General features: G+C 71.1%; 24 protein-coding genes. 16 read left to right on the plus strand and 8 right to left on the minus strand.

All coding sequences use genetic code 11. The annotated features are described in order from the left end of the window. Positions 1-542 (minus strand): NAD(P)-dependent malic enzyme (locus ACWCSD_RS09890; protein ID WP_449913933.1); only part of this gene is annotated, 542 nt, incomplete at its 3' end. A gap of 263 nt (positions 543-805) precedes the next feature. Between ACWCSD_RS09890 and ACWCSD_RS09895 the strand changes: the two genes are divergently transcribed. The 4 genes from ACWCSD_RS09895 to ACWCSD_RS09910 are packed head-to-tail and all read left to right on the plus strand — an operon-like array spanning position 806 to position 3,718. Next, positions 806-1,663 carry an ABC transporter substrate-binding protein gene (locus ACWCSD_RS09895; protein WP_397164402.1) on the plus strand — a complete coding sequence of 286 codons (858 nt, stop codon included), beginning with the start codon at positions 806-808 and terminating at the stop codon, positions 1,661-1,663. A gap of 3 nt (positions 1,664-1,666) precedes the next feature. Further along, complete coding sequence (locus ACWCSD_RS09900) at positions 1,667-2,494, plus strand: amino acid ABC transporter permease (protein ID WP_358288969.1); 828 nt, start codon at positions 1,667-1,669, stop codon at positions 2,492-2,494. After that, complete coding sequence (locus tag ACWCSD_RS09905; RefSeq protein WP_352352340.1) at positions 2,491-3,234, plus strand: amino acid ABC transporter ATP-binding protein; 744 nt, start codon at positions 2,491-2,493, stop codon at positions 3,232-3,234. The genes ACWCSD_RS09900 and ACWCSD_RS09905 overlap by 4 nt, the downstream gene beginning before the upstream one ends. Before the next feature lie 55 nt (positions 3,235-3,289). Further along, on the plus strand, positions 3,290-3,718 hold the full coding sequence (locus tag ACWCSD_RS09910; RefSeq protein WP_397164400.1) for a CGNR zinc finger domain-containing protein: 429 nt from the start codon (positions 3,290-3,292) through the stop codon (positions 3,716-3,718). Between the two features lie 16 nt (positions 3,719-3,734). Here the strand turns inward: ACWCSD_RS09910 and ACWCSD_RS09915 are convergent, their stop codons facing one another. Continuing rightward, entirely contained in the window at positions 3,735-4,028 is a 294-nt protein-coding gene (locus ACWCSD_RS09915; RefSeq protein WP_352331378.1) for a S24 family peptidase, read from the minus strand. 89 nt (positions 4,029-4,117) lie between these two features. Between ACWCSD_RS09915 and sodN the strand changes: the two genes are divergently transcribed. From sodN to ACWCSD_RS09930, 3 genes are all read left to right on the plus strand, one after another. Next, the gene (gene sodN, locus ACWCSD_RS09920; protein ID WP_352331376.1) at positions 4,118-4,519 is read left to right on the plus strand and encodes a superoxide dismutase, Ni; all 402 of its coding nucleotides are present in this window, start codon (positions 4,118-4,120) and stop codon (positions 4,517-4,519) included. A gap of 126 nt (positions 4,520-4,645) precedes the next feature. After that, positions 4,646-5,071 carry an ATP-binding protein gene (locus tag ACWCSD_RS09925; protein ID WP_352352342.1) on the plus strand — a complete coding sequence of 142 codons (426 nt, stop codon included), beginning with the start codon at positions 4,646-4,648 and terminating at the stop codon, positions 5,069-5,071. Positions 5,072-5,088: 17 nt separating this feature from the next. Then, positions 5,089-5,868 (plus strand): RNA polymerase sigma factor SigF, encoded by a 780-nt coding sequence (locus ACWCSD_RS09930; RefSeq protein ID WP_352352343.1) that lies wholly within the window; start codon positions 5,089-5,091, stop codon positions 5,866-5,868. On the opposite strand, the gene ACWCSD_RS09935 is transcribed toward ACWCSD_RS09930, so the two are convergent. Next, entirely contained in the window at positions 5,865-6,248 is a 384-nt protein-coding gene (locus ACWCSD_RS09935) for a hypothetical protein (protein WP_387671255.1), read from the minus strand. The genes ACWCSD_RS09930 and ACWCSD_RS09935 overlap by 4 nt on opposite strands. An 89-nt stretch (positions 6,249-6,337) precedes the next feature. Between ACWCSD_RS09935 and ACWCSD_RS09940 the strand changes: the two genes are divergently transcribed. Beyond that, on the plus strand, positions 6,338-7,303 hold the full coding sequence (locus ACWCSD_RS09940; protein WP_358288977.1) for a diacylglycerol/lipid kinase family protein: 966 nt from the start codon (positions 6,338-6,340) through the stop codon (positions 7,301-7,303). Positions 7,304-7,579: 276 nt separating this feature from the next. Continuing rightward, positions 7,580-7,834 carry a WhiB family transcriptional regulator gene (locus ACWCSD_RS09945; RefSeq protein WP_113705541.1) on the plus strand — a complete coding sequence of 85 codons (255 nt, stop codon included), beginning with the start codon at positions 7,580-7,582 and terminating at the stop codon, positions 7,832-7,834. Between the two features lie 183 nt (positions 7,835-8,017). Here ACWCSD_RS09945 and ACWCSD_RS09950 read toward each other — a convergent pair whose 3' ends face one another. Further along, positions 8,018-9,487, minus strand: a complete 1,470-nt coding sequence (locus ACWCSD_RS09950) for a histidine kinase N-terminal domain-containing protein (RefSeq protein WP_357985039.1) — start codon at positions 9,485-9,487, stop codon at positions 8,018-8,020. A 463-nt stretch (positions 9,488-9,950) separates the two neighbouring features. On the opposite strand from ACWCSD_RS09950, the gene ACWCSD_RS09955 reads away from it, so the two are divergent. Then, on the plus strand, positions 9,951-10,670 hold the full coding sequence (locus ACWCSD_RS09955) for a GntR family transcriptional regulator (protein ID WP_125648113.1): 720 nt from the start codon (positions 9,951-9,953) through the stop codon (positions 10,668-10,670). A 35-nt stretch (positions 10,671-10,705) separates the two neighbouring features. Further along, the gene (gene bioD, locus ACWCSD_RS09960) at positions 10,706-11,413 is read left to right on the plus strand and encodes a dethiobiotin synthase (RefSeq protein WP_449913938.1); all 708 of its coding nucleotides are present in this window, start codon (positions 10,706-10,708) and stop codon (positions 11,411-11,413) included. Here the strand turns inward: bioD and ACWCSD_RS09965 are convergent. Beyond that, positions 11,410-11,985 carry a hypothetical protein gene (locus ACWCSD_RS09965; RefSeq protein ID WP_449913940.1) on the minus strand — a complete coding sequence of 192 codons (576 nt, stop codon included), beginning with the start codon at positions 11,983-11,985 and terminating at the stop codon, positions 11,410-11,412. The genes bioD and ACWCSD_RS09965 overlap by 4 nt on opposite strands. Before the next feature lie 135 nt (positions 11,986-12,120). On the opposite strand from ACWCSD_RS09965, the gene ACWCSD_RS09970 reads away from it, so the two are divergent. The 4 genes from ACWCSD_RS09970 (at position 12,121) to ACWCSD_RS09985 (ending at position 16,411) form a co-directional block, all read left to right on the plus strand. After that, a complete protein-coding gene (locus tag ACWCSD_RS09970; protein ID WP_449913942.1) occupies positions 12,121-13,281 on the plus strand; it encodes a histidine kinase in 1,161 nt (386 codons plus the stop codon). Beyond that, positions 13,272-13,925, plus strand: a complete 654-nt coding sequence (locus ACWCSD_RS09975; protein WP_397164391.1) for a response regulator — start codon at positions 13,272-13,274, stop codon at positions 13,923-13,925. The genes ACWCSD_RS09970 and ACWCSD_RS09975 overlap by 10 nt, the downstream gene beginning before the upstream one ends. Then, positions 13,922-14,701, plus strand: a complete 780-nt coding sequence (locus ACWCSD_RS09980; RefSeq protein ID WP_449913945.1) for a DUF4097 family beta strand repeat-containing protein — start codon at positions 13,922-13,924, stop codon at positions 14,699-14,701. Before ACWCSD_RS09975 ends, ACWCSD_RS09980 begins: the two co-directional genes overlap by 4 nt. Positions 14,702-14,764: 63 nt before the next feature. Next, entirely contained in the window at positions 14,765-16,411 is a 1,647-nt protein-coding gene (locus ACWCSD_RS09985; protein ID WP_449913947.1) for an acetolactate synthase, read from the plus strand. A 4-nt stretch (positions 16,412-16,415) separates the two neighbouring features. Here the strand turns inward: ACWCSD_RS09985 and ACWCSD_RS09990 are convergent, their stop codons facing one another. Then, a complete protein-coding gene (locus ACWCSD_RS09990; protein ID WP_449913949.1) occupies positions 16,416-18,146 on the minus strand; it encodes a serine/threonine protein kinase in 1,731 nt (576 codons plus the stop codon). A gap of 239 nt (positions 18,147-18,385) precedes the next feature. Here ACWCSD_RS09990 and ACWCSD_RS09995 point away from each other — a divergent pair, with 239 nt between their 5' ends. After that, positions 18,386-18,769 carry a thioesterase family protein gene (locus ACWCSD_RS09995; protein ID WP_358288998.1) on the plus strand — a complete coding sequence of 128 codons (384 nt, stop codon included), beginning with the start codon at positions 18,386-18,388 and terminating at the stop codon, positions 18,767-18,769. Here ACWCSD_RS09995 and ACWCSD_RS10000 read toward each other — a convergent pair. Together ACWCSD_RS10000 and ACWCSD_RS10005 are read right to left on the minus strand one after the other, a co-directional pair. Further along, positions 18,759-18,971 carry a biotin/lipoyl-binding carrier protein gene (locus tag ACWCSD_RS10000; RefSeq protein ID WP_358289001.1) on the minus strand — a complete coding sequence of 71 codons (213 nt, stop codon included), beginning with the start codon at positions 18,969-18,971 and terminating at the stop codon, positions 18,759-18,761. The two genes, ACWCSD_RS09995 and ACWCSD_RS10000, sit on opposite strands and share 11 nt — an antisense overlap. Before the next feature lie 42 nt (positions 18,972-19,013). Further along, positions 19,014-20,393, minus strand: coding sequence for an acetyl-CoA carboxylase biotin carboxylase subunit (locus tag ACWCSD_RS10005; RefSeq protein ID WP_449913950.1), 1,380 nt, complete (start codon positions 20,391-20,393; stop codon positions 19,014-19,016). Between the last annotated feature and the right edge of the window lie 90 nt (positions 20,394-20,483).

The raw sequence follows: 20,483 nt of genomic DNA on the forward strand, positions 1-20,483 counted from the left end.
CCGATGGCGGTGCCGTGCTGGTCGTCGTGGAAGACCGGGATGTCGAGCAGGTCGCGCAGCCGGTCCTCGACCTCGAAGCAGCGCGGGGCGCTGATGTCCTCCAGGTTGACGCCGCCGAACGACGGCGCGAGGCGCACGACGGTCTCGACCAGCGCGTCGACGTCGGTGCAGTCGAGGCAGATCGGGACGGCGTCGACGTTTCCGAACTCCTTGAACAGCAGCGCCTTGCCCTCCATGACCGGCATGGCGGCCGACGGCCCGATGTCGCCCAGGCCGAGCACGGCGGTGCCGTCGGTGACGACGGCGACCACGTTGGAGACCCAGGTGTAGTCGTTGACCAGCGAAGGCGTCTCGGCGATGGCGGTGCAGACCCGGGCGACGCCGGGCGTGTAGGCGAGCGACAGGTCGTCGGCGTCGCGGACGGGAATGGTCGAGCGGACCTCCAGCTTGCCCCCGCGGTGGAGCGCGAAGGCCGGATCGAGGTCGAGCGGTTCGACGGAAGCAGAAGCGGGCGTGGCAGACACAGCGACCCCTGTATTCATCGGAGCGGAAGAGACCTTCGGCGTACGAGCGCGAGTGGGCTGGCTTCGGTAGCTGCCAAGCTCCCCCTCGTCGGTCGTCTCTGAGGGGTTACGGGGGTCACCCGTCTCCCCATAGTGCCACATGGTGAGATGGTCGATGGTGTCGGAGCCGACGCCGTTCCGTTGACGCATCGTTAAACGCGGGATGACGGACCGCAGCTAAACCCCATTTAAACTGCACAAAACGCAAGTTACGTGGCATAACTCTTTCGAGGAGGCCGTACATGGCCCTCAGCCCCAAGGGCCGCCGTGGCTACGCTGTCGGCGCGCTCGCCCTGACCGCCGCTCTCGCCCTCAGCGCCTGTGGCAGCGACACCGGAGGCTCCTCCGGCAGCACGACCGGCGCGAGCGCCTCCGCGGCCGGCGGCGTGAAGCTCGTCCAGCCCGGCAAGCTCACGGTCTGCACGAACATCCCGTACGAGCCGTTCCAGTTCAAGGACGACAGCGGCAAGATCGTCGGGTTCGACGTGGACATCGTCGACCTCGCCGCGAAGAAGCTCGGCGTGACCCAGAACATCGTGGACATCGACTTCGCGGTGATCAAGAGTGGCGCCGCCATGGCCGCGGGCAAGTGCGACGTGGCCGCCGCCGGCATGACGATCACCGACGAGCGCAAGCAGAACATCGACTTCTCCGAGCCCTACTTCGACGCCACCCAGGCGCTGCTGGCCAAGAAGGGCTCGGGCGCCAAGTCCCTTGAGGACGTCAAGGCCAAGAACCTCAAGCTGGGCGCGCAGGCCAGCACGACCGGCCTCGACTACGTCAAGAAGCAGGGCCTCAACCCCACCGAGTACGCCGACTCGGCCAAGGAGCTGCTGGCCCTGCAGGCCGGGCAGGCCGACGTGATCGTCCAGGACCTTCCCGTGGTGCTGACCTGGCTGAAGAAGCCCGAGATCGCCGAGAAGTTCGAGCTGATCGCCAGCCTGGACACCGGCGAGCAGTACGGCATCGGCCTGAAGAAGGGCGCCGACCCGACCCTGCTCAAGACGATCAACGAAGAGATCACCAAGGCCAAGCAGGACGGGAACTACGAGAAGATCTACGTGAAGTGGTTCGGCAAGAAGCCCGGCGAGCTGGGCTGATCCATGGCCGACCAGCCGAAGACCGCTGAGCCCGGCCGGGCCGGGCTCAGCCCTCGGAAGAAACAGCGGATCACGCGGGCCGTCCAGTACGTCGTGCTGGCCGCCGTGCTCGTCGCTGTCGTCCTGTACGCCGACTGGGCCAGCCTCGCCCAGAACTTCGCCAAGGTCGACGTGGCCAAGCAGGCGCTGCCCGACCTGTTCACGATCGCGCTGCGCAACACGATCATCTACACGGTGGGCGGTTTCGTCTTCGCGTTCGTGCTCGGGCTGCTGCTCGCGCTCATGCGGTTGTCGCAGGTGCGGCCGTACCGGTGGATCGCGACCGTCTACATCGAGATCTTCCGCGGCCTGCCGGCGCTGCTCATCTTCCTGATGATCACCTTCCTGCCGCTCGCGCTGCCCGGGTTCGAGGTGCCGTTCGGCACGTACGGACAGGGCATCCTGGGCCTCGGCCTGGTGGGCGCCGCCTACCAGGCGGAGGTCTTCCGGGCGGGCCTGCAGGCGGTCCCCAAGGGCCAGACGGAGGCCGCCAGGTCGCTCGGCATGTCCGCGACCCGGGCGCAGGTGACGGTGGTCATCCCGCAGGCCATCCGCATGGTGATCCCGCCGACCACCAACCAGTTCGTGTCCCTGCTCAAGGACTCCTCGCTGGTGCTGTTCCTGGGCGTCTCCGGCGAGTACGTCGAGCTGGCCAAGTTCGGCAACGACCTGGCCTCCCAGTACGCCAACGCCACGCCCATCATGGTCGCCGGCGTGACGTACCTGATCGTCACGATCCCGCTGGGCTACCTCGCGTCCCGGCTTGAGGGGCGTAAGCGGAGGAGCCAATGACGCACGCCATCGAGCTACGAGAGCTGCACAAGTACTTCGGCCAGAACGAAGTGCTCAAGGGCATCGACATGACGGTCGAGCCGGGCCAGGTGGTGTGCGTCATCGGGCCGTCCGGCTCGGGCAAGTCCACGCTGCTGCGCTGCGTGAACCTGCTGGAGGAGCCCACCAAGGGCAAGGTGTTCGTGCAGGGCGTGGAGGTGACCGACCCCGACGTGGACATCGACGCCGTAAGACGCCGCATCGGGATGGTCTTCCAGCAGTTCAACCTGTTCCCGCACATGACCGCGCTGCAGAACGTCATGATCGCCCAGCAGCGCGTGCTGAAGCGCGGCCGGCGGGAGGCCGAGGTCGTGGCCCGGGAGAACCTGGAGAAGGTGGGCGTCGGCGCCAAGTGCGACTCCTACCCGACCCAGCTGTCCGGCGGGCAGCAGCAGCGGGTGGCCATCGCCAGGGCGCTGGCCATGAACCCCGACCTGATGCTGTTCGACGAGCCCACCTCGGCGCTCGACCCCGAGCTGGTCGGCGACGTGCTCACGGTCATGCGCAAGCTGGCCGAGGAGGGCATGACCATGCTCGTGGTCACCCACGAGATGGGCTTCGCCCGCCAGGTGGCCGACCGGGTGGTCTTCATGGACGGCGGCGTCGTCGTCGAGGACGGCGACCCCGCCCAGGTGATCGGCGACCCGCGGCACGAGCGCACCCGCGCGTTCCTGCACCGGGTGCTGCACCCGGAGGAGTGAGCCGTCCGGGCCCCCGGAGGTGCCGGGGGCCCGGCGACTCGTGTAATACTCCCGCATGGACCTGACCTCTTACGCAGAGTGGGCGGTCCGCCTGATCAACGATCCCGCCCCTCCCCCGGAGCTGACCGCCCTGCGCGCCGAGCTGGCCGCCGTGTTCGACGTCGCGGGCGACGCGCGCGCGGTGGCCGAGCGTCTCAACGCCCTGCTCGTGCGCTATCCGGTGCACCCGCGACTGTCGGACCACGACGGCCAGGGCTGGCACCTCCACCTGGCCGAGGACTCCGCCGCCAGCGCGGTGATGGGCCTGGCGGCGGTCGTCGCCGAGGTGGGCGCCGACCGGCTGGGCCGCTGCCACGAGCCGCGCTGCGCCCGCGCCTTCCTCGACACCTCCTCCAACCGCTCCCGCCGCTACTGCTCGCCCCGCTGCGCCACGCGCGCCAATGTGGCGGCCTACCGGCGCCGCAGGAACGCCCAGGAGGGCTGAGGGGGCCTCTGAGGGGTCATCTGCGGCGCACCAGCGGCCAGTAGCGCAACACGACGCGCCCGACGATCTCCTCGACCGGCCCGAAGTCCCAGCTGTCGCGACGCCCGCCGGCGCGCTGGTTGTCGCTCTCCAGCCACCAGCCGCCCTCGCCGTGCCACTGGGCGCGTTTCACGATGAGCTGATCGGGGTCGCCGGGCAGCCGGGCCACGACGAGGTCACCCGGATGGACGGCGGCCCCCCGGCGGACGAGGAGCCAGTCGCCGGGGACCAGCGCCGGACGCATCGAATCGCCCTCGACACGCACTCTCATGGGCAGAGACCCCCTACTCCACAGGCGTTGGGACCCGAGTAAGGTCGGTTGTGGACCAAGCTGATTCAGCATCAAGGAAGGACTTTCTGATGCTCGCACGACTGCTACGACCCAAGCATGTCGCTTCCGCCCACTGCGACCTGCCCTGTGGGGTCTACGACCCCGCCCAGGCCCGGATCGAGGCCGAGTCGGTCAAGGCGATCATGGAGAAGTACGAGGCCAGCGACGACCCGGTCTTCCGCACCCGCGCGCTCATCATCAAGGAGCAGCGGGCCGAGCTGGTCAAGCACCACCTGTGGGTGCTCTGGACCGACTACTTCAAGCCGCCGCACCTGGAGCAGTACCCCCAGCTGCACCAGCTCTTCTGGGAGGCCACCAAGCTGGCGGGCGCCGCGGCCGCCAAGGGCACCGTCGACGGCGGCAAGGCCGACGAGCTCCTGGCCAAGATCGACGAGATCTCCAAGATCTTCTGGGAGACCAAGGCCGCCTAAACGGCATAAAAGGCTCTGTGCGGTCCAGACCGCACAGAGCCTTTTCCGTTGATGGCGAGTCTGAATCCGCCAAGGACCTCCCGGGGGCGGTAAGTTGCAGTTGGCGTCGGAAACGCGAGGAGGAACGTGACCGAGGAAACCGAGACGCGTGCGGAGGGTGTAGCGGGCATCCGCGACGTGGTGAGCATCAGGCTCCCCGCCGCGAGCGCTTACCTGTCGGTGCTGCGCACGGCCACCGCCGGCCTGGCCGCCCGGCTTGACTTCACCCTGGACGAGATCGAAGATCTGCGCATCGCGGTCGACGAGGCGTGCGCCATGTTGCTGAGCGAGGCGGTTCCGGGCACCGACCTGACCGCCGAGTTCGAGCTGACCGGCGACGTGATGAAGGTCAGCGTCGAGGTGGCCACCGTCGGCAGCTCCGCCCCCAAGCGCGACGACTTCGCCTGGATGGTGCTGACCGCCCTGGCCGACGACGTCGACGCCGTGACCGACTCCCCCGACCGCATGGCGATCGTCCTGCGTAAGCGCCGAGGCGCAGCGAGGCCGGCGTGACGGAAAGGACTGGAGCCATGGCCACCAGCGAACACGCCGTGCCCGACAGGGTTCGCGCCCGCTTGCTCTTCGCCGAGCTGGCCGAGCTGGGTCCCGAGGAACCGCGACGCCAGCGCATCAGGGACGAGCTGGTCGAGCTTCACCTTCCGCTGGTCGAATACCTGGCCCGCCGCTTCCGCAACCGCGGCGAGTGGCTCGACGACCTCACCCAGGTCGCCACGATCGGCCTGATCAAGTCGATCGACCGGTTCGATCTCAAGCGCGGGGTGGAGTTCTCCACCTACGCCACGCCCACCATCGTCGGCGAGATCAAGCGGCACTTCCGCGACAAGGGCTGGGCGGTCCGGGTGCCGCGCCGCCTGCAGGAGCTGAAGCTCTCGCTGACCAAGGCGATCAGCGACCTGTCGCAGCGCGAGGGCCGCGCGCCCACGGTCGCCGAGCTGGCCGCCTACCTCAAGATGACCGAGGAGGAGGTGCTCGAGGGCCTGGAGTCGGCCAACGCCTACTCCACGGTGTCCCTCGACGCGCCCGACTCCGGCGACGACGACGCCCCCGCGGTGTCCGACTCGCTGGGCATCGTGGACGAGTCGCTGGAGGGCGTCGAGTACCGCGAGTCGCTCAAGCCGCTGCTCGAACGGCTGCCGCCGCGCGAGAAGCGCATCCTGCTGCTGCGGTTCTTCGGGAACATGACGCAGTCGCAGATCGCGACCGAGCTCGGCATCTCGCAGATGCACGTGTCCCGGTTGCTGGCCCGTACTCTCGCCCAGTTGCGCGAAGGGCTGACCGCGGAGGACTAACCGTCCCCGTAGAGCGCATGGGTGGTGGGGGGCGCGAACAGCGCCCCCAGCCCGGTCAGGGCCAGCACGATCAGCGGCACGCCGATCAGCGGCTGAGCTGACTGGATGAGCGTGCCCCCGACGGGCAGCAGGAAGATCTGCGTCACCACGCCGGGCGACCTCCCCCACCGCTCCGCCCGCAGCAGGCCGCCCCAGGCGACCCAGAGCAGCCCGGCCCCGATCAGCAGCCCGAAGGCCGACTCCGCGATGGCCGTGGTGAGACTGTCAGGGGTGCTCACCACCGTCTCCACCGCGACGTAGATCCCGAGCCCGAGCGCGATGAGCCCCTCCAGGGCCACGACGACGGCGGCGACGAGCAAACTCCACGGACGCTTCGACACAGCCAAACCCTATCCGCCCCCGGGGCCGGTCCCGCCGGGGATGTTCCCCCACCCCGAGCGGGTGGGCGATCAGCGACTACGCTGGCGATATGCGCGCAATGTTGCTGGTCAATCCCAAGGCCACCACCACCAACGCCCGCACGAGGGACGTGTTGATCCGCGCGCTGGGCGCGGCCGTGGAGCTGTCGGTGGAGGAGACCGGCTACCGGGGGCACGCCGCGACGCTGGCGGCCACGGCCCGCGCCAAGGGCTTCGACGTGGTCGCGGTGCTCGGCGGCGACGGCACGATCAACGAGACCGTCAACGGCCTGCTCAACCCGGTCGACGGCCACGACGTCCCGCCGGCCGACGATCCGAGCTCCGGCCGTCCCGGCCTCATCGTGATCCCCGGCGGCAGCGCGAACGTGTTCGCCCGTTCCCTCGGGCTGCCGAACGACCCGGTCGAGGCCACCGGCGCGGTCCTGGAGGCGCTGAGAGAGGGCCGGCGCCGGACCGTGGGCCTGGGCCACGCGCTCTGGGAGGGAGAGAGCCGGTACTTCACGTTCTGCGCGGGCATGGGGTACGACGCCGAGGTCGTACGGGCCGTGGAGGGCCTGCGCGGCACCGGGAGGAAGGCCACTCCCGCCCGGTATGTGAACACCGCTCTGCGGCACTATCTGGCCACGGACAAACGGCACGCTCCGATGACCCTGACCGGGCCTGGCATCCCGGCGGCCGACGGCGTGTTCATGGCGATCATCTCCAACACCTCGCCGTGGACGTACCTGGGGGCCAAGCCGGTGACGCCGACGCCGTGGGCGAGCTTCGAGACCGGGCTCGACCTGCTCGGGCTGAGGCGGATGGGGCCCGTCCAGATCGCCGGGCTGATCCGGCAGATCCTCACGGAGAGTGACGCCGTCCCGTCCGGCAAACACCTCGTCCAGCTGCACGACGAGGCCGAGTTCACCCTCGCCGCCGACCGTCCCGTGGCCTTCCAGCTGGACGGGGACTACCTGGGCGAACGCGAATCCGTAACGTTCCGGTCTACCCCGAACGCGTTACAAGTTCTGGTCTAGCTGGTTACATTCGGTCATTGTGTGACGCATCCGACATCCATAACCGCCAAAACTTCGCCCCACCCCTCTTGCGTGCACTCTGCGTGGCTGGAAGGCTCAAGACTGACGTCGGAACGTAGGACCTTTAACAACCCCAAGGCCCTCCGGCCGTCAGGCGGACAACCCCCGGTCCAACACCTGGATCCGGGTAATTGTTCGCGCGAGTTAGTGAAACTCTTCACAAAGTAGTAGCCGCACGGAGCCGACCAAAGGTTCCATCTACTAAGGAGTGGACGCATGGACTGGCGCCACCGAGCTGCCTGCCGTGACGTGGACCCCGAGCTGTTCTTCCCGATCGGCAACACCGGCCCTGCCCTGATGCAGATCGAAGAGGCCAAGCAGGTCTGCCGGTCCTGCCCGGCCGTCGACGCCTGCCTGAAGTGGGCGCTGGAGTCCGGACAGGACGCCGGCGTCTGGGGCGGTCTGAGCGAGGACGAGCGCCGCGCCCTCAAGCGCCGCACCGCCCGCGCCCGCGCCCGCGCCTCAGCCTGATCTGCCCCGCCTGATCTGCCCCGTCTGATCCACCTCCGATCGACCCTGCTTTCCCCGCAGGAGCCGCCCAGCTTGGCGTGATCGACGTTTCCGCCAAGACCCCGTCGCGTCGTGCACGCGGCGGCCAGGCTCGCACGGACCGGGCGCCGCCCTTGACGACGGTCGCCCGGCCCGGCGGACTCTTCAGGCGGACGGCAGCGGGATCGACAACCCGACGTGCGTGCCGCCGCCCTCCCGCGGCTCGATCGTCAGCTTGCCCGACAGCTCCCCCTCCACCAGCGTGCGGACGATCTGCAGCCCCAGACTGGTGGACTTGTCGAGGTCGAAGTCCGCGGGAAGGCCGCGCCCGTCGTCCCAGACGGTGACGTTCAGCCGGTCGGGGGCGGGCTCGACCAGCACTTCCATCCGCTTGGGACGCCCGTGCTGCAACGCGTTCTGCAGCAGCTCGGTCAGCGCCATGGCCAGCGGCGTGGCGATGAGCGAGGGCAGCACGCCGAACGCGCCCACCCGGCGCGGCGTGACCGCCGCCTCGGCCGCCGACACCTCGCCCGCCATCGCGATCACCCGGTCGGCGATCTCGTCGAAGTCGACGAACTCCTCCGGCGCGTGCGACAGCGTCTCGTGCACGATGGCGATCGAGCCGACGCGGCGCACGGCCTCCTCCAGCGCCTCGCGGCCCTCGGGCACCTGCAGGCGCCGCGCCTGGAGCCGCAGCAGCGCGGCGACCGTCTGGAGGTTGTTCTTCACGCGGTGGTGGATCTCGCGGATCGTGGCGTCCTTGGTCATCAGCTCGCGCTCGCGCCGCCGCAGCTCGGTGACGTCCCTTATGAGGACGAGCGCGCCGATGCGGCCGCCGCCGACGATCAGCGGGATGGCTCTGAGCTGCACGATCGTGCCGCCCGACTCGACCTCGGTCTCCTTGGCCGCCCGCCCGCTGGCCACGATCATCAGGTCTTCGTTGATCGGCTCGTCGGAGTAGCACAGCGTCGCCGTCACCCGGCCCAGCTCGGCGCCGACCAGGTCGGCGTGCAGGCCCAGCCGCCGGTAGGCCGACAACGCGTTGGGCGAGGCGTACGTGACCCGCCCGGCCCGGTCGAGCCGCAGCAGACCGTCGCCGACGCGCGGCGAGCGCACCAGGATCGGCTCCTCCCCCGAGAACGGGAAACGCCCCTCGGCCACCATCTGCGCCAGGTCCGACGCGCTCTGCAGGTAGGTCAGCTCCAGCCGGGACGGGGTGCGCGCCGAGGACAGGTTCGTGGAGCGCTGGATCACCCCGAGGAAGCGGCCCTCGCCGTTGTCGACCGCCCGGCGCACCGGGATCGTCTCCTCGCGCACCGGGACGCCCGTGGACCAGTCGGGATCGCCCTCGCGGCAGATGCGGCGCTCGTTCCAGGCGGTGTCGATGAGGTGGCGCTCGCCCTTGGCGGCCACGCTGCCGACGATGTCGTCGTGGTAGACGGTGGGGCCGGTGGTGGGGCGCATCTGGGCGATGGCGATCCAGCCGTTCTCACCGAGCAGCGGCGCCCACAGGATGAGGTCGGCGAAGGACAGGTCGGCCAGCAGCTGCCAGTCGGAGACCAGCGAGTGCAGCCAGTCGAGGTCCGCCTCGTCGAGTGCGGTGTGGCGGGCGACGAGGTCGCTGAGAGTCGGCACGAGTGCATCATGCGTGCTTTCGCCGCCAACAGCCAAACCGACCCCCTGATCGAATGCGCAGCTCCTGCCCGGTGAAGCCGCCGCACGCGGGCGGCACGGGTGCGTCGCCGTGCACCCGGCGCGACTTTCGGGGAATCTCGTACTGTGAGAACCGTCACACGGCGGGATCGCCCGATCCCCATGACGGCGCTTCACGGGCATTGCCGGAGGTGATCGACACGGGCGGGTGGCTCCTCGACGACGCGGGCCTGACACCGGCCTCGGTTGCGATCGCGCACGCAGCTGTGGATATCCTTCACAATCAGTCTGAGCTGCCCGGATTCGCGCGTACTTGGCGGTGTGCGCGCTCCGTGCGGATATGCCGTCCTCCCAGGTGGTTGACCGCTCGGGCCGATATGAGTTCCGATGATCTCGCGGTGATCAGACACGCCCTCACCGCCGTGCCAGAAGTGAAGGTGAGAGCGTGACCGACGACGGCCCCCGCGTTCCCAAGTACTACGACGTGAAACGCAGTCTTCTGGAGCTCACCAAGAGCCTGCCCGCGGGCACCGCCCTGCCTCCCGAGCGCACGCTGGCCGTGCGGTTCGAGACCTCGCGCACCACCGTCCGCCAGGCGCTGACCGAGCTGGTCGTGGAGGGCAGGCTGCTGCGCATCCAGGGCAAGGGCACGTTCGTGGCCCAGCCGAAGGTGGCGCAGGTGCTCCAGCTCACCTCCTACATCGGCGACCTGCGCACCGCCGGCCTTGAGCCGGACACGAAGATCCTGGAGATCGGCTACATCACCGCGGACGAGGCCCTGGCGCGGCGGCTGGCCATCAACCCCGGCGGCCGGGTGCTGCGCATCCACCGGCTCCGGCTGGCCAACGGCGAGCCGGTCTCGATCGACACCACCCACCTGTCCGCGCGGCGCTTCCCCCGCCTGCGGCGGGAGCTGGAGGTGCACGCCTCCCTGTACGAGACGCTGCACAACGCCTACAACGTACGGCTCACGGACGCCGAGGAGATCATCGAGACCGTCCTCGCCACCCCGTACGACGCCAAGGCCCTGGGCGTGGACGTCGGCCTGCCGATGTTGCTGCTGACCCGGCACGCCTTCGACGCCGACGGCCACCCGGTGGAGTGGGCGCAGTCCCTCTACCGCGGCGACCGGTACAAGTTCGTCACGCGCCTGCGGCGTCCCTGACCGGGATGGCGGGCGGCGGCTTCTAGGCTGGGACGATGAGCGTTCTCGTCGTGTCCGGCACCGACTTCGGCGTGGGCAAGACCGTCGTGACGGCCGCCGTGGCCGCCCTGGCCAGGGAGCGGGGGGCGTCCGTCGCCGTGGTGAAGCCGGCGCAGACCGGCGGCGGGCGCGACCTCGACGAGGTGATCCGGCTTTCCGGGGTGAGCACCACGTTCGAGCTGGCGCGCTTCGGCGAGCCGCTCTCGCCGGCCGCCGCCGCGCGGGTGGCCGGGGTGCCGCCGGTGTCGCTGACGGCCGCCGCCCGGTTCGTCGAGGAGCTGGCCGAGAGCAACCGGCTGGTCGTCGTGGAGGGCACCGGCGGCTTGCTGGTGCGCTTCGACGAGGACGGCGCGACGATCGCCGACCTGGCCCGGCTGGTGGGCGCGCAGGTGCTGGTCGTGGCGGGGGCCGGGATCGGGGCGCTCAACCACACGGCGCTGACCCTGGAGGCGCTGGCGCACCGGGGGCTCGACCCGGCGGGCGTGGTGATCGGGCGCTGGCCGCCGGAGACCGGGATCATCGAGCGGAGCAACGTCGCCGACCTGGAGATGCTGGCCGCGCGGCCGCTGGCGGGAGTGCTGCCCGAAGGGGCCGGGCGACTCGGCCGCGAGGCGTTCGCCCGAATGGCGCGCGAGGGGCTGGGCGCCACGCTGGGCGGTTCCTTCGACCCGTCCGCCTTCAAGCGGCGGGTGGGGGTGCTCTAGCAGGCGGCCTCGGGCAGGCGGCAGACCTTGACGGTCATCCGGCGGGCCTGGTCGATCAGCCCGCGGAAGCCCTTGAGCGGCAGGCTCTCGGTGGGCCAGGCCGACTCGCCGGCGATGTAGAGGGCCGCGCCGCGCCTGACCGCGACCGCGTGCTCGCCGCTCTCGAAGAACCGGCCGCCGGCGCGCAGGCCGTCGTCGCCCATGTCCAGGGGCTTGGTGAAGTAGCGGTGGCGGTTGACGCCCTTGCCCACGTCGGCGCAGCGCCTGAGGTCCGCGCGCAGGACGCGCATGGCGGCCTTGGCGTGCCGGACGCTCCGGTAGACGACGAGCTGCTCGTACTTCATCTCGTCCTCGCTGGAGTACAGGACGGCCCGCGCCATCAGCCGGCCGCCGTCCCGCCGCCGGTGCGACAGGCACGGGTCGAGTTGGAGCGGCAGCGTGGCGGAGTTCTTGACGGTGTAGGTCTCCCACTGCTTGGCGGGCGGGTGCTTCTCCAGGAACAACATGCCGTGCGGTAACCCGCCCAGGACCGTGGACGCGGCCGCCAGCGCGGCGACCCCTGCTGCGAACATCCGAACCTCCCCTTGGTCTGTTGGGGAGTGAGATGTTCGGTGCGCGGCAATTGTTCGAGGGTGGGGTTAGCTCTACCGTCCACCGGCACACCAGGCCCATTTCGTGGGGGTCTGGTGGGTCAATACCTTTGACGCATGAAAGTCCCCCGTCCCTGGTCGGCGCGTGCCTGGCTCGACACGTCCCACGTGATGATCGGGCTGCCGGTCGCCGTGGTGCTCGGCGGGCTCACGCTGCTGCTGGCCGTGGCCCCGCCGCTGCTGCGGCGCGGCGTCCCGGTGTTCACCCGGGTGCAGCGGTCCAGGTTCGCGGCCTTCCTCGACGTCCGCATCCCGCCCCCGGTGGCGCCGGCCGGCTGGCGCAGGGCGGCCACCTGGCGGCAGATCGCCTACCACCTGCTGTCGCCCTTCGTGGGCGCGGCGGCGGCCTTCCTCGTCGCGTTGGCGTGGGGCGCGGCCGTGGTGGGGCTGCTGTCGTTCGTGCCGCCGCGGGTGCAGGCGCCGCCGCTGGTGTTCCTCGTCGATCTGCGCGATCCGGTCATCGTGGGGATTTCCACGGCGACCGGCCTGGCGCTGCTGCTGCTCGCCCCGGTCCTGGCCAGGGGCATGGCGGCGCTCGACCTGTCGGTGGCGCGCACGCTGCTCGGGCCCAGCCGCACCGAGCTGGGGCAGCGCATCGAGACGCTGACCGAGAGCCGGGCCGGCGTGATCGACGCCGCCGACGCCGAGCGCCGCAGGATCGAGCGCGACCTGCACGACGGCGCCCAGCAGCGCCTGGTCTCGCTCGCCATGAACCTCGGCCTGGCCAGGGCCACCCTCACCGACCTGCCCGAGCCCGCCCGTGAGGCGATCGAGCGGGCCCACGAGGAGGCCAAGCAGGCGCTCAAGGAGCTGCGCGACTTCGTCCGCGGCCTGCATCCGGCCGTGCTCAACGACCAGGGGCTCGACGCGGCGCTGTCCGGCGTCGCGGCCCGGGCCCCTCTCCCCGTACGCCTGCGCGTCGACATCGACCGGCGCGCGTCCCCGACCATCGAGGCGGTGGCCTTCTTCATCGTGTCCGAAGCACTGACCAACATCGCCAAACACGCCGCCGCGACCAGGGCCGAGGTGACGGTCCGGCGCGAGCGCGACCGCCTGCACGTGCTCGTCCACGACGACGGCTGCGGCGGCGCCCGGCTGGACGGCGGCACCGGCCTGCGCGGCCTGGCCCAGCGCATCGACTCCGTGGACGGGACGCTGCGCCTGTCCAGCCCGTTCGGCGGGCCGACCACGATCGAGGTGGAGCTGCCGTGCGAGTAGTGCTGGCCGAGGACTCCGTCCTGCTGCGCGAGGGGCTGATCAGGCTGCTCGACGCGTCCGGCATGCGGGTGGTGGCGGCCGTGGACGAGGCCGAGGGCCTGCTGCGGGCCGTCGAGGAGCACCAGCCGGAGTTGGTGATCACCGACGTCCGGATGCCGCCCACGCACACCGACGAGGGGCTGCGCGCCGCTCTCGTGCTGCGCCGCCAGCATCCCGGCCTGGCCGTGCTGGTGCTCTCCCAGTACGTCGAGGAACGTTACGCCGCCCGCCTGCTGTCCACGGCGGCCGGCGGCGTCGGCTACCTGCTCAAGGACCGGGTGGCCGACGTGGCCGAGTTCATCGACGCCCTGCGCCGGGTCGCCGGCGGCGGCACCGCCCTCGACCCCGAGGTCGTCGCCCAGCTCCTGCTGCGCGGCGACAGCGACCCGCTGGAACGGCTGACGCCCCGTGAGCACGAGGTGCTCAAGCTCATGGCCGAGGGCCGCTCGAACGCCGGCATCGGCCAGGCCCTCGTGCTCAGCGAGGGGGCCGTGGGCAAGCACATCGGCAACATCTTCACCAAGCTCGACCTGTCCCCCGCGGAGGGCGATCACCGCCGGGTCCTCGCCGTCCTGCAGTTCCTCAAGATCAGGAGCATGCCGTGAGGGCCATCTGGCTGACGGCGGGAACCGTGGCGACGGTGACCGCCCTGCTGCTGTCCGTCCTGCTGGTCTGGAACGGGTTCGCCCGCGCCACCGCGCCGCAGGAGACGCGGGCCAGGACGGTCCCGTTCGCGCTGGACACGCTGAAGGTCACCGCGGGCAGCGGCGAGGTGAACGTCGAGATCGTGCCGGGCCCCGCGGGAGAGCTGACGATCTCCCGGTCCGTGAACTGGACCTCGATCGACCGGCCGGTGATCACCGAGGACTGGAACGGCGACACCCTGCGGCTGGACATCCGGTGCGGCACCGCACCCCGGCCGGACGGTCCGGTGTGCCGGGCGGACTACACGCTGCTGGTGCCCTACGAGACCGGGGTCGAGGCCCGGACGACCGTCGGCGACCTCGGGGTCCACAGCGTGGTCGGCGCCGTGCGGCTGACGACCGTGTCGGGGAACGTGCGGGCCGAGGGGGTCACCGGCGAGGTCTGGGCCAGGTCCGGTTCCGGGTCCGTCTACGGCGACGCGATGCTCGGCGGCCAGGCCGACGTCGAGACCGGCTCGGGCGACGTACGGCTGGACTTCGCCAACCCGCCGCTCACGGTCAGGGCCGTCGCGCGGGCCACCGGCGACGTCGACCTGCGGCTGCCGCCGGAGACCTACGACGTGACGACCGAGGGCCGCCGCACCGAGGTGGAGGTCGACGCGGTGAAGGGCGCGCCGCGGAAGATCGAGGCGCGGGCGCCGCTGGGCTCGGTCCGGGTCTGCTGCGGACAGGGCTAGGACGCGGCCGGACGCAACTCTTGAGATCTGTTTACTCTTATCACTGGTTGGTAAGTTCCCGGCATGGAGTCTGCGAAGCACGCCGGTGACGTCGCCGTCGCCGTGTCCAAGGCCTACGGCGTCGAGACCATGTTCACCCTCTCGGGAGGCCACGTCTTCCCGCTGTACGACGGCGCGGTCCACGAGGGCATGCGCATCCTCGACGTGCGCCACGAACAGAGCGCGGTCTTCGCCGCCGAGGCGACGGCCCGGCTGACCAGGAAGCCCGGCCTGGCCGTGCTGACCGCCGGGCCCGGCATCACCAACGGCGTCAGCGGCATCGCGACCGCGCACTTCAACGGCTCGCCGGTGGTCGTCATGGGCGGCCGCGCCCCGCAGTCGCGCTGGGGCAGCGGCGCCCTCCAGGAGATGGACCACCCGCCGCTGCTCGGCCCGATCACCAAGCTGTCGTTCACCGCCTCCGGCGCCGACTCGATCGGCCAGGACGTCGAGTCGGCCTTCCGCACCGCCGTCGCGCCCCAGCGCGGCCCGGTCTTCCTCGACTTCTACATGGATCACCTGTTCGCCCCCTCGCCCGCCCACGAGGTGCACACGCAGTCGCCCTCGCCCCTGGAGCCCGACCCCGCCGACCTGGCCGCCATCGCCCGGCTGCTGTCCGAGGCCGAGCGCCCGGTGCTGGTCTACGGCTCCGACGTGTGGATGGACCGCGCCGAGGAGGCCGCGCGCGACTTCGCCGAGACCTGGCGGCTGCCGGTCATCCCCAACGGCCAGGGCCGCGGCATCCTGCCCGCCGGGCACGACCTGCTCGTCACCCGCGCCCGCAGCGTGGCCTTCTCCCAGGCCGACCTGGTCATCGTGATCGGCGCCCCGCTCGACTTCCGGCTCGGCTACGGCAAGTTCGGCGGCAAGGACGGCGCGCCCCTGGCCCGCGTCGTGCACATCGCCGACGCGCCCTCGCAGCTCGCCACCCACATGCAGCCCGCCGCCAAGGCCGCGGGCGACCTGTCGGTGGTGTTGTGGAGCCTCGGCGCGGCCTGCGGCGACGCGGGCGTCAAGCCCAGCTCGTACGCCTCCTGGGCCTCCACGCTGGCCGAGGCCGCCGCCGCGGCGATCGAGGACGACGCCGAGCTGCTGGCCGCCGACACCGACCCGATCCACCCCATGCGCATCTACGGCGAGCTGGGCAAGGTCCTGGCCGACGACGCCGTGGTGATCGGCGACGGCGGCGACTTCGTCTCCTACGCCGGCAAGTACGTCGAGCCGAAGCAGCCGGGCAACTGGCTCGACCCCGGCCCGTACGGGTGCCTCGGCACCGGGCTCGGCTACTCCATCGCCGCCCGCCTGGCCCGCCCGTCCTCGCAGGTCGTGCTCCTGCTCGGCGACGGCGCCGCCGGCTTCTCCCTGATGGACGTCGACACCCTCGTCCGCCACCGGCTGCCGGTCGTCATGATCTGCGGCAACAACGGCATGTGGGGCCTGGAGAAGCACCCCATGCGGTTCCTGTACGGCTACGACGTGGCCGCCGACCTCCAGCCGCAGTGCCGCTACGACCAGGTCGTGACCGCGCTGGGCGGCGGCGGCGAGCTGGTCACCAAGCCGTCGGAGATCGGGCCGGCGCTGCGCAGGGCGTTCGACTCCGGCATCCCGTACATGGTGAACATCGCCACCGACCCGCAGATCGCCTATCCCCGCAACACCACGGGGATCTGACCCCCTACGACTTCGGCGTCGCCGTGGGGGACGGCGACGGCGACGGCGTCGTGCAGATGCCGTCGATGACGTAGAGCGTGACCACCTTCGTCTCCGGGACCACCGTGCCGCCGGCCGGCACCGTCTTGGTGATCCTGCGGCAGGCGGGGTCGTCGGTGGTCACGGACGAGTCGCGGACGCGCACCTGCAGCCCCGCCGCCTCGACCATCTCCTGCCCCTTGAGGAAGGGCTGCCCGGCGACCTTGGGCACCGTGATGTTCTTGACCGTCGGCGTCGGCGTGCTCGACGGCGACTTGGTCGGTTCCTTCGTGGTGGTCGGGGTGGTGGTGGGCGTGGTCGTCGGCTCCTCGGTCTCCGTCGGCTCCTCGGTCTCGACGCGCGTGGGCGGCCTGGTGGTGGGCGTCGTGGGCGGCTTCGTGGGAGGCGTCGTCGAAGGCTTGGGCTTCTTGGAACCGGTCTTCGTCGGGCCGGGGATGTCGTCGCTGTTGCCGTCGTGGGTAGCCGTGACGGTCGGCGTCGGCGCGCCGGGCACCATGCCCGTCAGCGCGACCGCCCCCGCCCCCACGCCGAGCACCACCGCGACCGCGAGGCCGACGACCAGGCCGGTCCTGCGCGGCGCCTTGGCGGCGCGGCGGCCGCCCGGCCGGCGCTCGCCGACGGCGGCGGAGGTCTCCTCCGACGACGCGGGCAGGTGCGCCCCCGTCTGGAACCCGCCGGCTCCGGCCGGCGGCTGTCCTCCCGGGTAGGCGGGCGGCTGGCCCGGCTGGTGGGCGCCCGTCGGCTGCGAGTGGCCCGCCTGGTAGGCGCCCGTCGGCTGGGAGTGGCCCGCCTGGTAGGCGCCGGTCTGGTACGACTCGGGCGGCGCGGCCATCGTGGCGCCCGTGGCAGGCGGCGCGATCTCGGCCACCGGCGTGATCGCCTGGCCCTGACCGGCCGCGCGGGCCGCCTCGCTCATGGCCTTCGCCGTCGGGAAACGCCGGGCGGGGTCCTTCGACAGCGCCACCTCCACCAGCGTCCGGATCTGCGGCGGGATGTCGGCGGGCAGCGGCGGCGGGGCCTCGCGGATGTGCTTGAGCGCGATCGTGACCGCGCTGTCACCGTCGAACGGCCGCTGTCCCACCAGGCATTCGTAGGCGACCACGCCGAGCGCGTAGATGTCCACGGCCGGGGTGACGGGCGCGCCCTCGGCCTGCTCGGGCGCGCAGTAGGCGGCCGTGCCGAGCACCATGCCGGCGTCGGTCAGCCGGTTGGCCAGGTCGGAACGGGCGATGCCGAAGTCGGTGAGCACCAGCGTGCCGTCGCGCTGGACGAGCAGGTTGCCCGGTTTCACGTCGCGGTGCACGATTCCCTGGTCGTGCACCGCCTGCAGGGCCGAGGCGGCCTGCGCGATGAGCTCCATGGCCGCCTGCGGCGGGATCCGGCCGAGCCGGGCCAGCAGCCGGTCGAGCGGCTCCCCGTCCACGAACTTCATCACGAGGTAGACGGTGTCGCCGCTCACCCCGTAGTCGTAGACGTCGACCACGCCGGAATGGTTGATCGTGGCCATCGCCCTGGCTTCCCCCTGGAACCTGGCGACGAACCCCCGATCATCCATGCGGCCTGGGAGCAGCACCTTGACGGCGACGGTGCGGGCGAGCACGATGTCCTCGCCTCGCCACACCTCGCCCATGCCGCCGGCGCCGATGCGGGTATCCAGTCGATACCGCCCCGCCAGCGTCGTGCCTTGGGCAACCATGACTCCCCCGCTACCCCCCTACATCGGTAACCTCGCCCACCCCGCGGTTCTCCAACAAAGCGAACTTTTGTCGCGGTGAGGTAACACAGTGGTCACGGAAACTCCGAGAGTGTACCTGTCTCAGGAGCCCCATATGCCACTCATATGCCGCAAGCCGTACAAACCCTATCCTGGAGCCTTATGGGCGGCGTTGTCCGCGTTTCCAGGAGATCAGAACCGCCCTCGGTAGGCTGACCCCCATGACGCTCTCACCTGGCCTCCGCTCGCAACTGCTCACCATGGTCGAGAGATCCGACACAGCCGAGCGAGCCGGCAGCGGCGACGTGCCCGTGCTGGCCACGCCCAGGCTGCTCGCGCTGGCCGAACGGGCCACCGTCGAGGCCGTGCGCCCGCACCTGGCCGAGGGCGAGACGTCCGTCGGCACCCGGGTCGAGCTCGAACACCTGGCCGCCAGCGCCGTCGGCGACCACGTCCAGCTCACCGCCGAGCTCACCGCCGTGGACGGCCGGCGCCTGGTCTTCGCCTTCGAGGCCCGCGACCGGCAGGGCACGCTCGTGGGCCGCGGCACGGTCGAGCGGACGGTCGTCGACCGCGCCAGGTTCCTGGCCCGCCTCAGTCGATGACGGCGATCAGGTCGCCCTCCTGGATCACGTCGCCCTCGGCCACCTTGAGCTGCGACACCACGCCCGCGTCCTCGGCGAGCACGGGGATCTCCATCTTCATCGACTCAAGGATGACCAGCGTGTCCCCCTCGGAGACCGCCTCGCCCTCCCGGACGACCACTTTCCACACGTTCGCCACCATCTCGGCGCGTACCTCGGCCACCGGCGCTCTCCTCTTCCGACGTCACCAACAATGTCGACCGGGTCAGGCCCGCATTCGCCCGACCAGACCCGTGTCGTAGTCTCCCGCGACGAATGCCGGGTTCTCCAGCAGCTCGGCGCAGAAGGGCAGATTGCTCCTCGGCCCCTCGACGATGAACTCCGCGACCGCCTTGCGGCCCAGCTCCAGCGCCTCGGTCCGGTCGGCCCCGAGCACGCACAGCTTGGCCATCAGCGGGTCGTAGAACATGGTCACGGTGTCGCCCGCCGCGTAGCCCGCGTCGACGCGGATGCCGGCGCCGGCGGGCTCGTCCCAGGTGGTGATCCGGCCGGAACCGGGCAGGAAACGCTTGGGGTCCTCGGCGTAGACCCGGAACTCGATCGCGTGCCCCTGCGGCGCCACCGTGATCTCCGGGCTCTCCCCGGCGGCCACGCGGAGTTGCAGCTCCACCAGGTCGAGGCCGGTGACCAGCTCGGTGACCGGGTGCTCGACCTGCAGCCTGGTGTTCATCTCCAGGAACACGAAGTCCTGGGCGTCGGCGTCGACCAGGCACTCGACCGTGCCCGCGCCGAGATAGCCGACGACCTCGCCGGCCCGCACGGCCGCGGCCAGCATGCGTTCGCGCAGCTCGGGCCCGATGCCGGGGGACGGCGACTCCTCGACGACCTTCTGGTGGCGGCGCTGCACCGAGCAGTCGCGCTCGCCCAGGGCCAGCACCCGGCCGTCGGGCAGGCCGAGGATCTGCACCTCGACGTGGCGGGCACGTTCGACGTAACGCTCCAGCAGGACCGCGGGCCCGGCCAGCGCGTCGCCCGCGCCGCCCGCCGCGGCCGCCGCGGCGAACCTGGCCGCCGCCCTGGCCGCCTGCTCGAACGCCTTGGCCAGCCCGGCGTCGTCACGGGCCACGCTCATGCCGATCCCGCCACCGCCGCCGGCGGTCTTGACCATGACCGGGTAGCCGATCAGCTCGGCCGCGTCGAGCGCCGCGACCAGGTCGGTGACCGGTTCCCTGGTGCCCGCGGCGACGGGCACGCCCGCCTGCTCCATGAGGTTCCTGGCGTTGATCTTGTCGCCCATGCGGTCGATGGACTCCGGCGACGGCCCGATCCACACGAGCCCGGCCTCGATCACCGCCCGCGCGAACGCGGCGTTCTCCGACAGGAAGCCGTAACCGGGATGAACCGCGCCCGCTCCCGTGGCGCGGGCCGCGTCCAGCACCCGGGCGGGGTCGAGATAGCTCTGCGCGGGGTCGGCCGGGCCGATCAGCACCGCCTCGTCGGCCTCGCGCACGAACGGCAGCCCGGCGTCGGCCTCGGAGTGCACGGCGACGGCACGCAGGCCCATGCGCCTGACCGTACGGATGATCCGCCGGGCGATCTCCCCCCGGTTGGCGATCAGAACGGGTCCGAGCGTCTCAGCAGTCACGCGGACAACCCTATGACCGGCGTCGGCTCGTCCCTTTCCTCGTGAAGTACCGATCAGCGGAGAATGATCTGTAGGAACCCCACAAAGGCG

It is taken from the genome of Nonomuraea sp. NPDC001684, assembly GCF_053596515.1.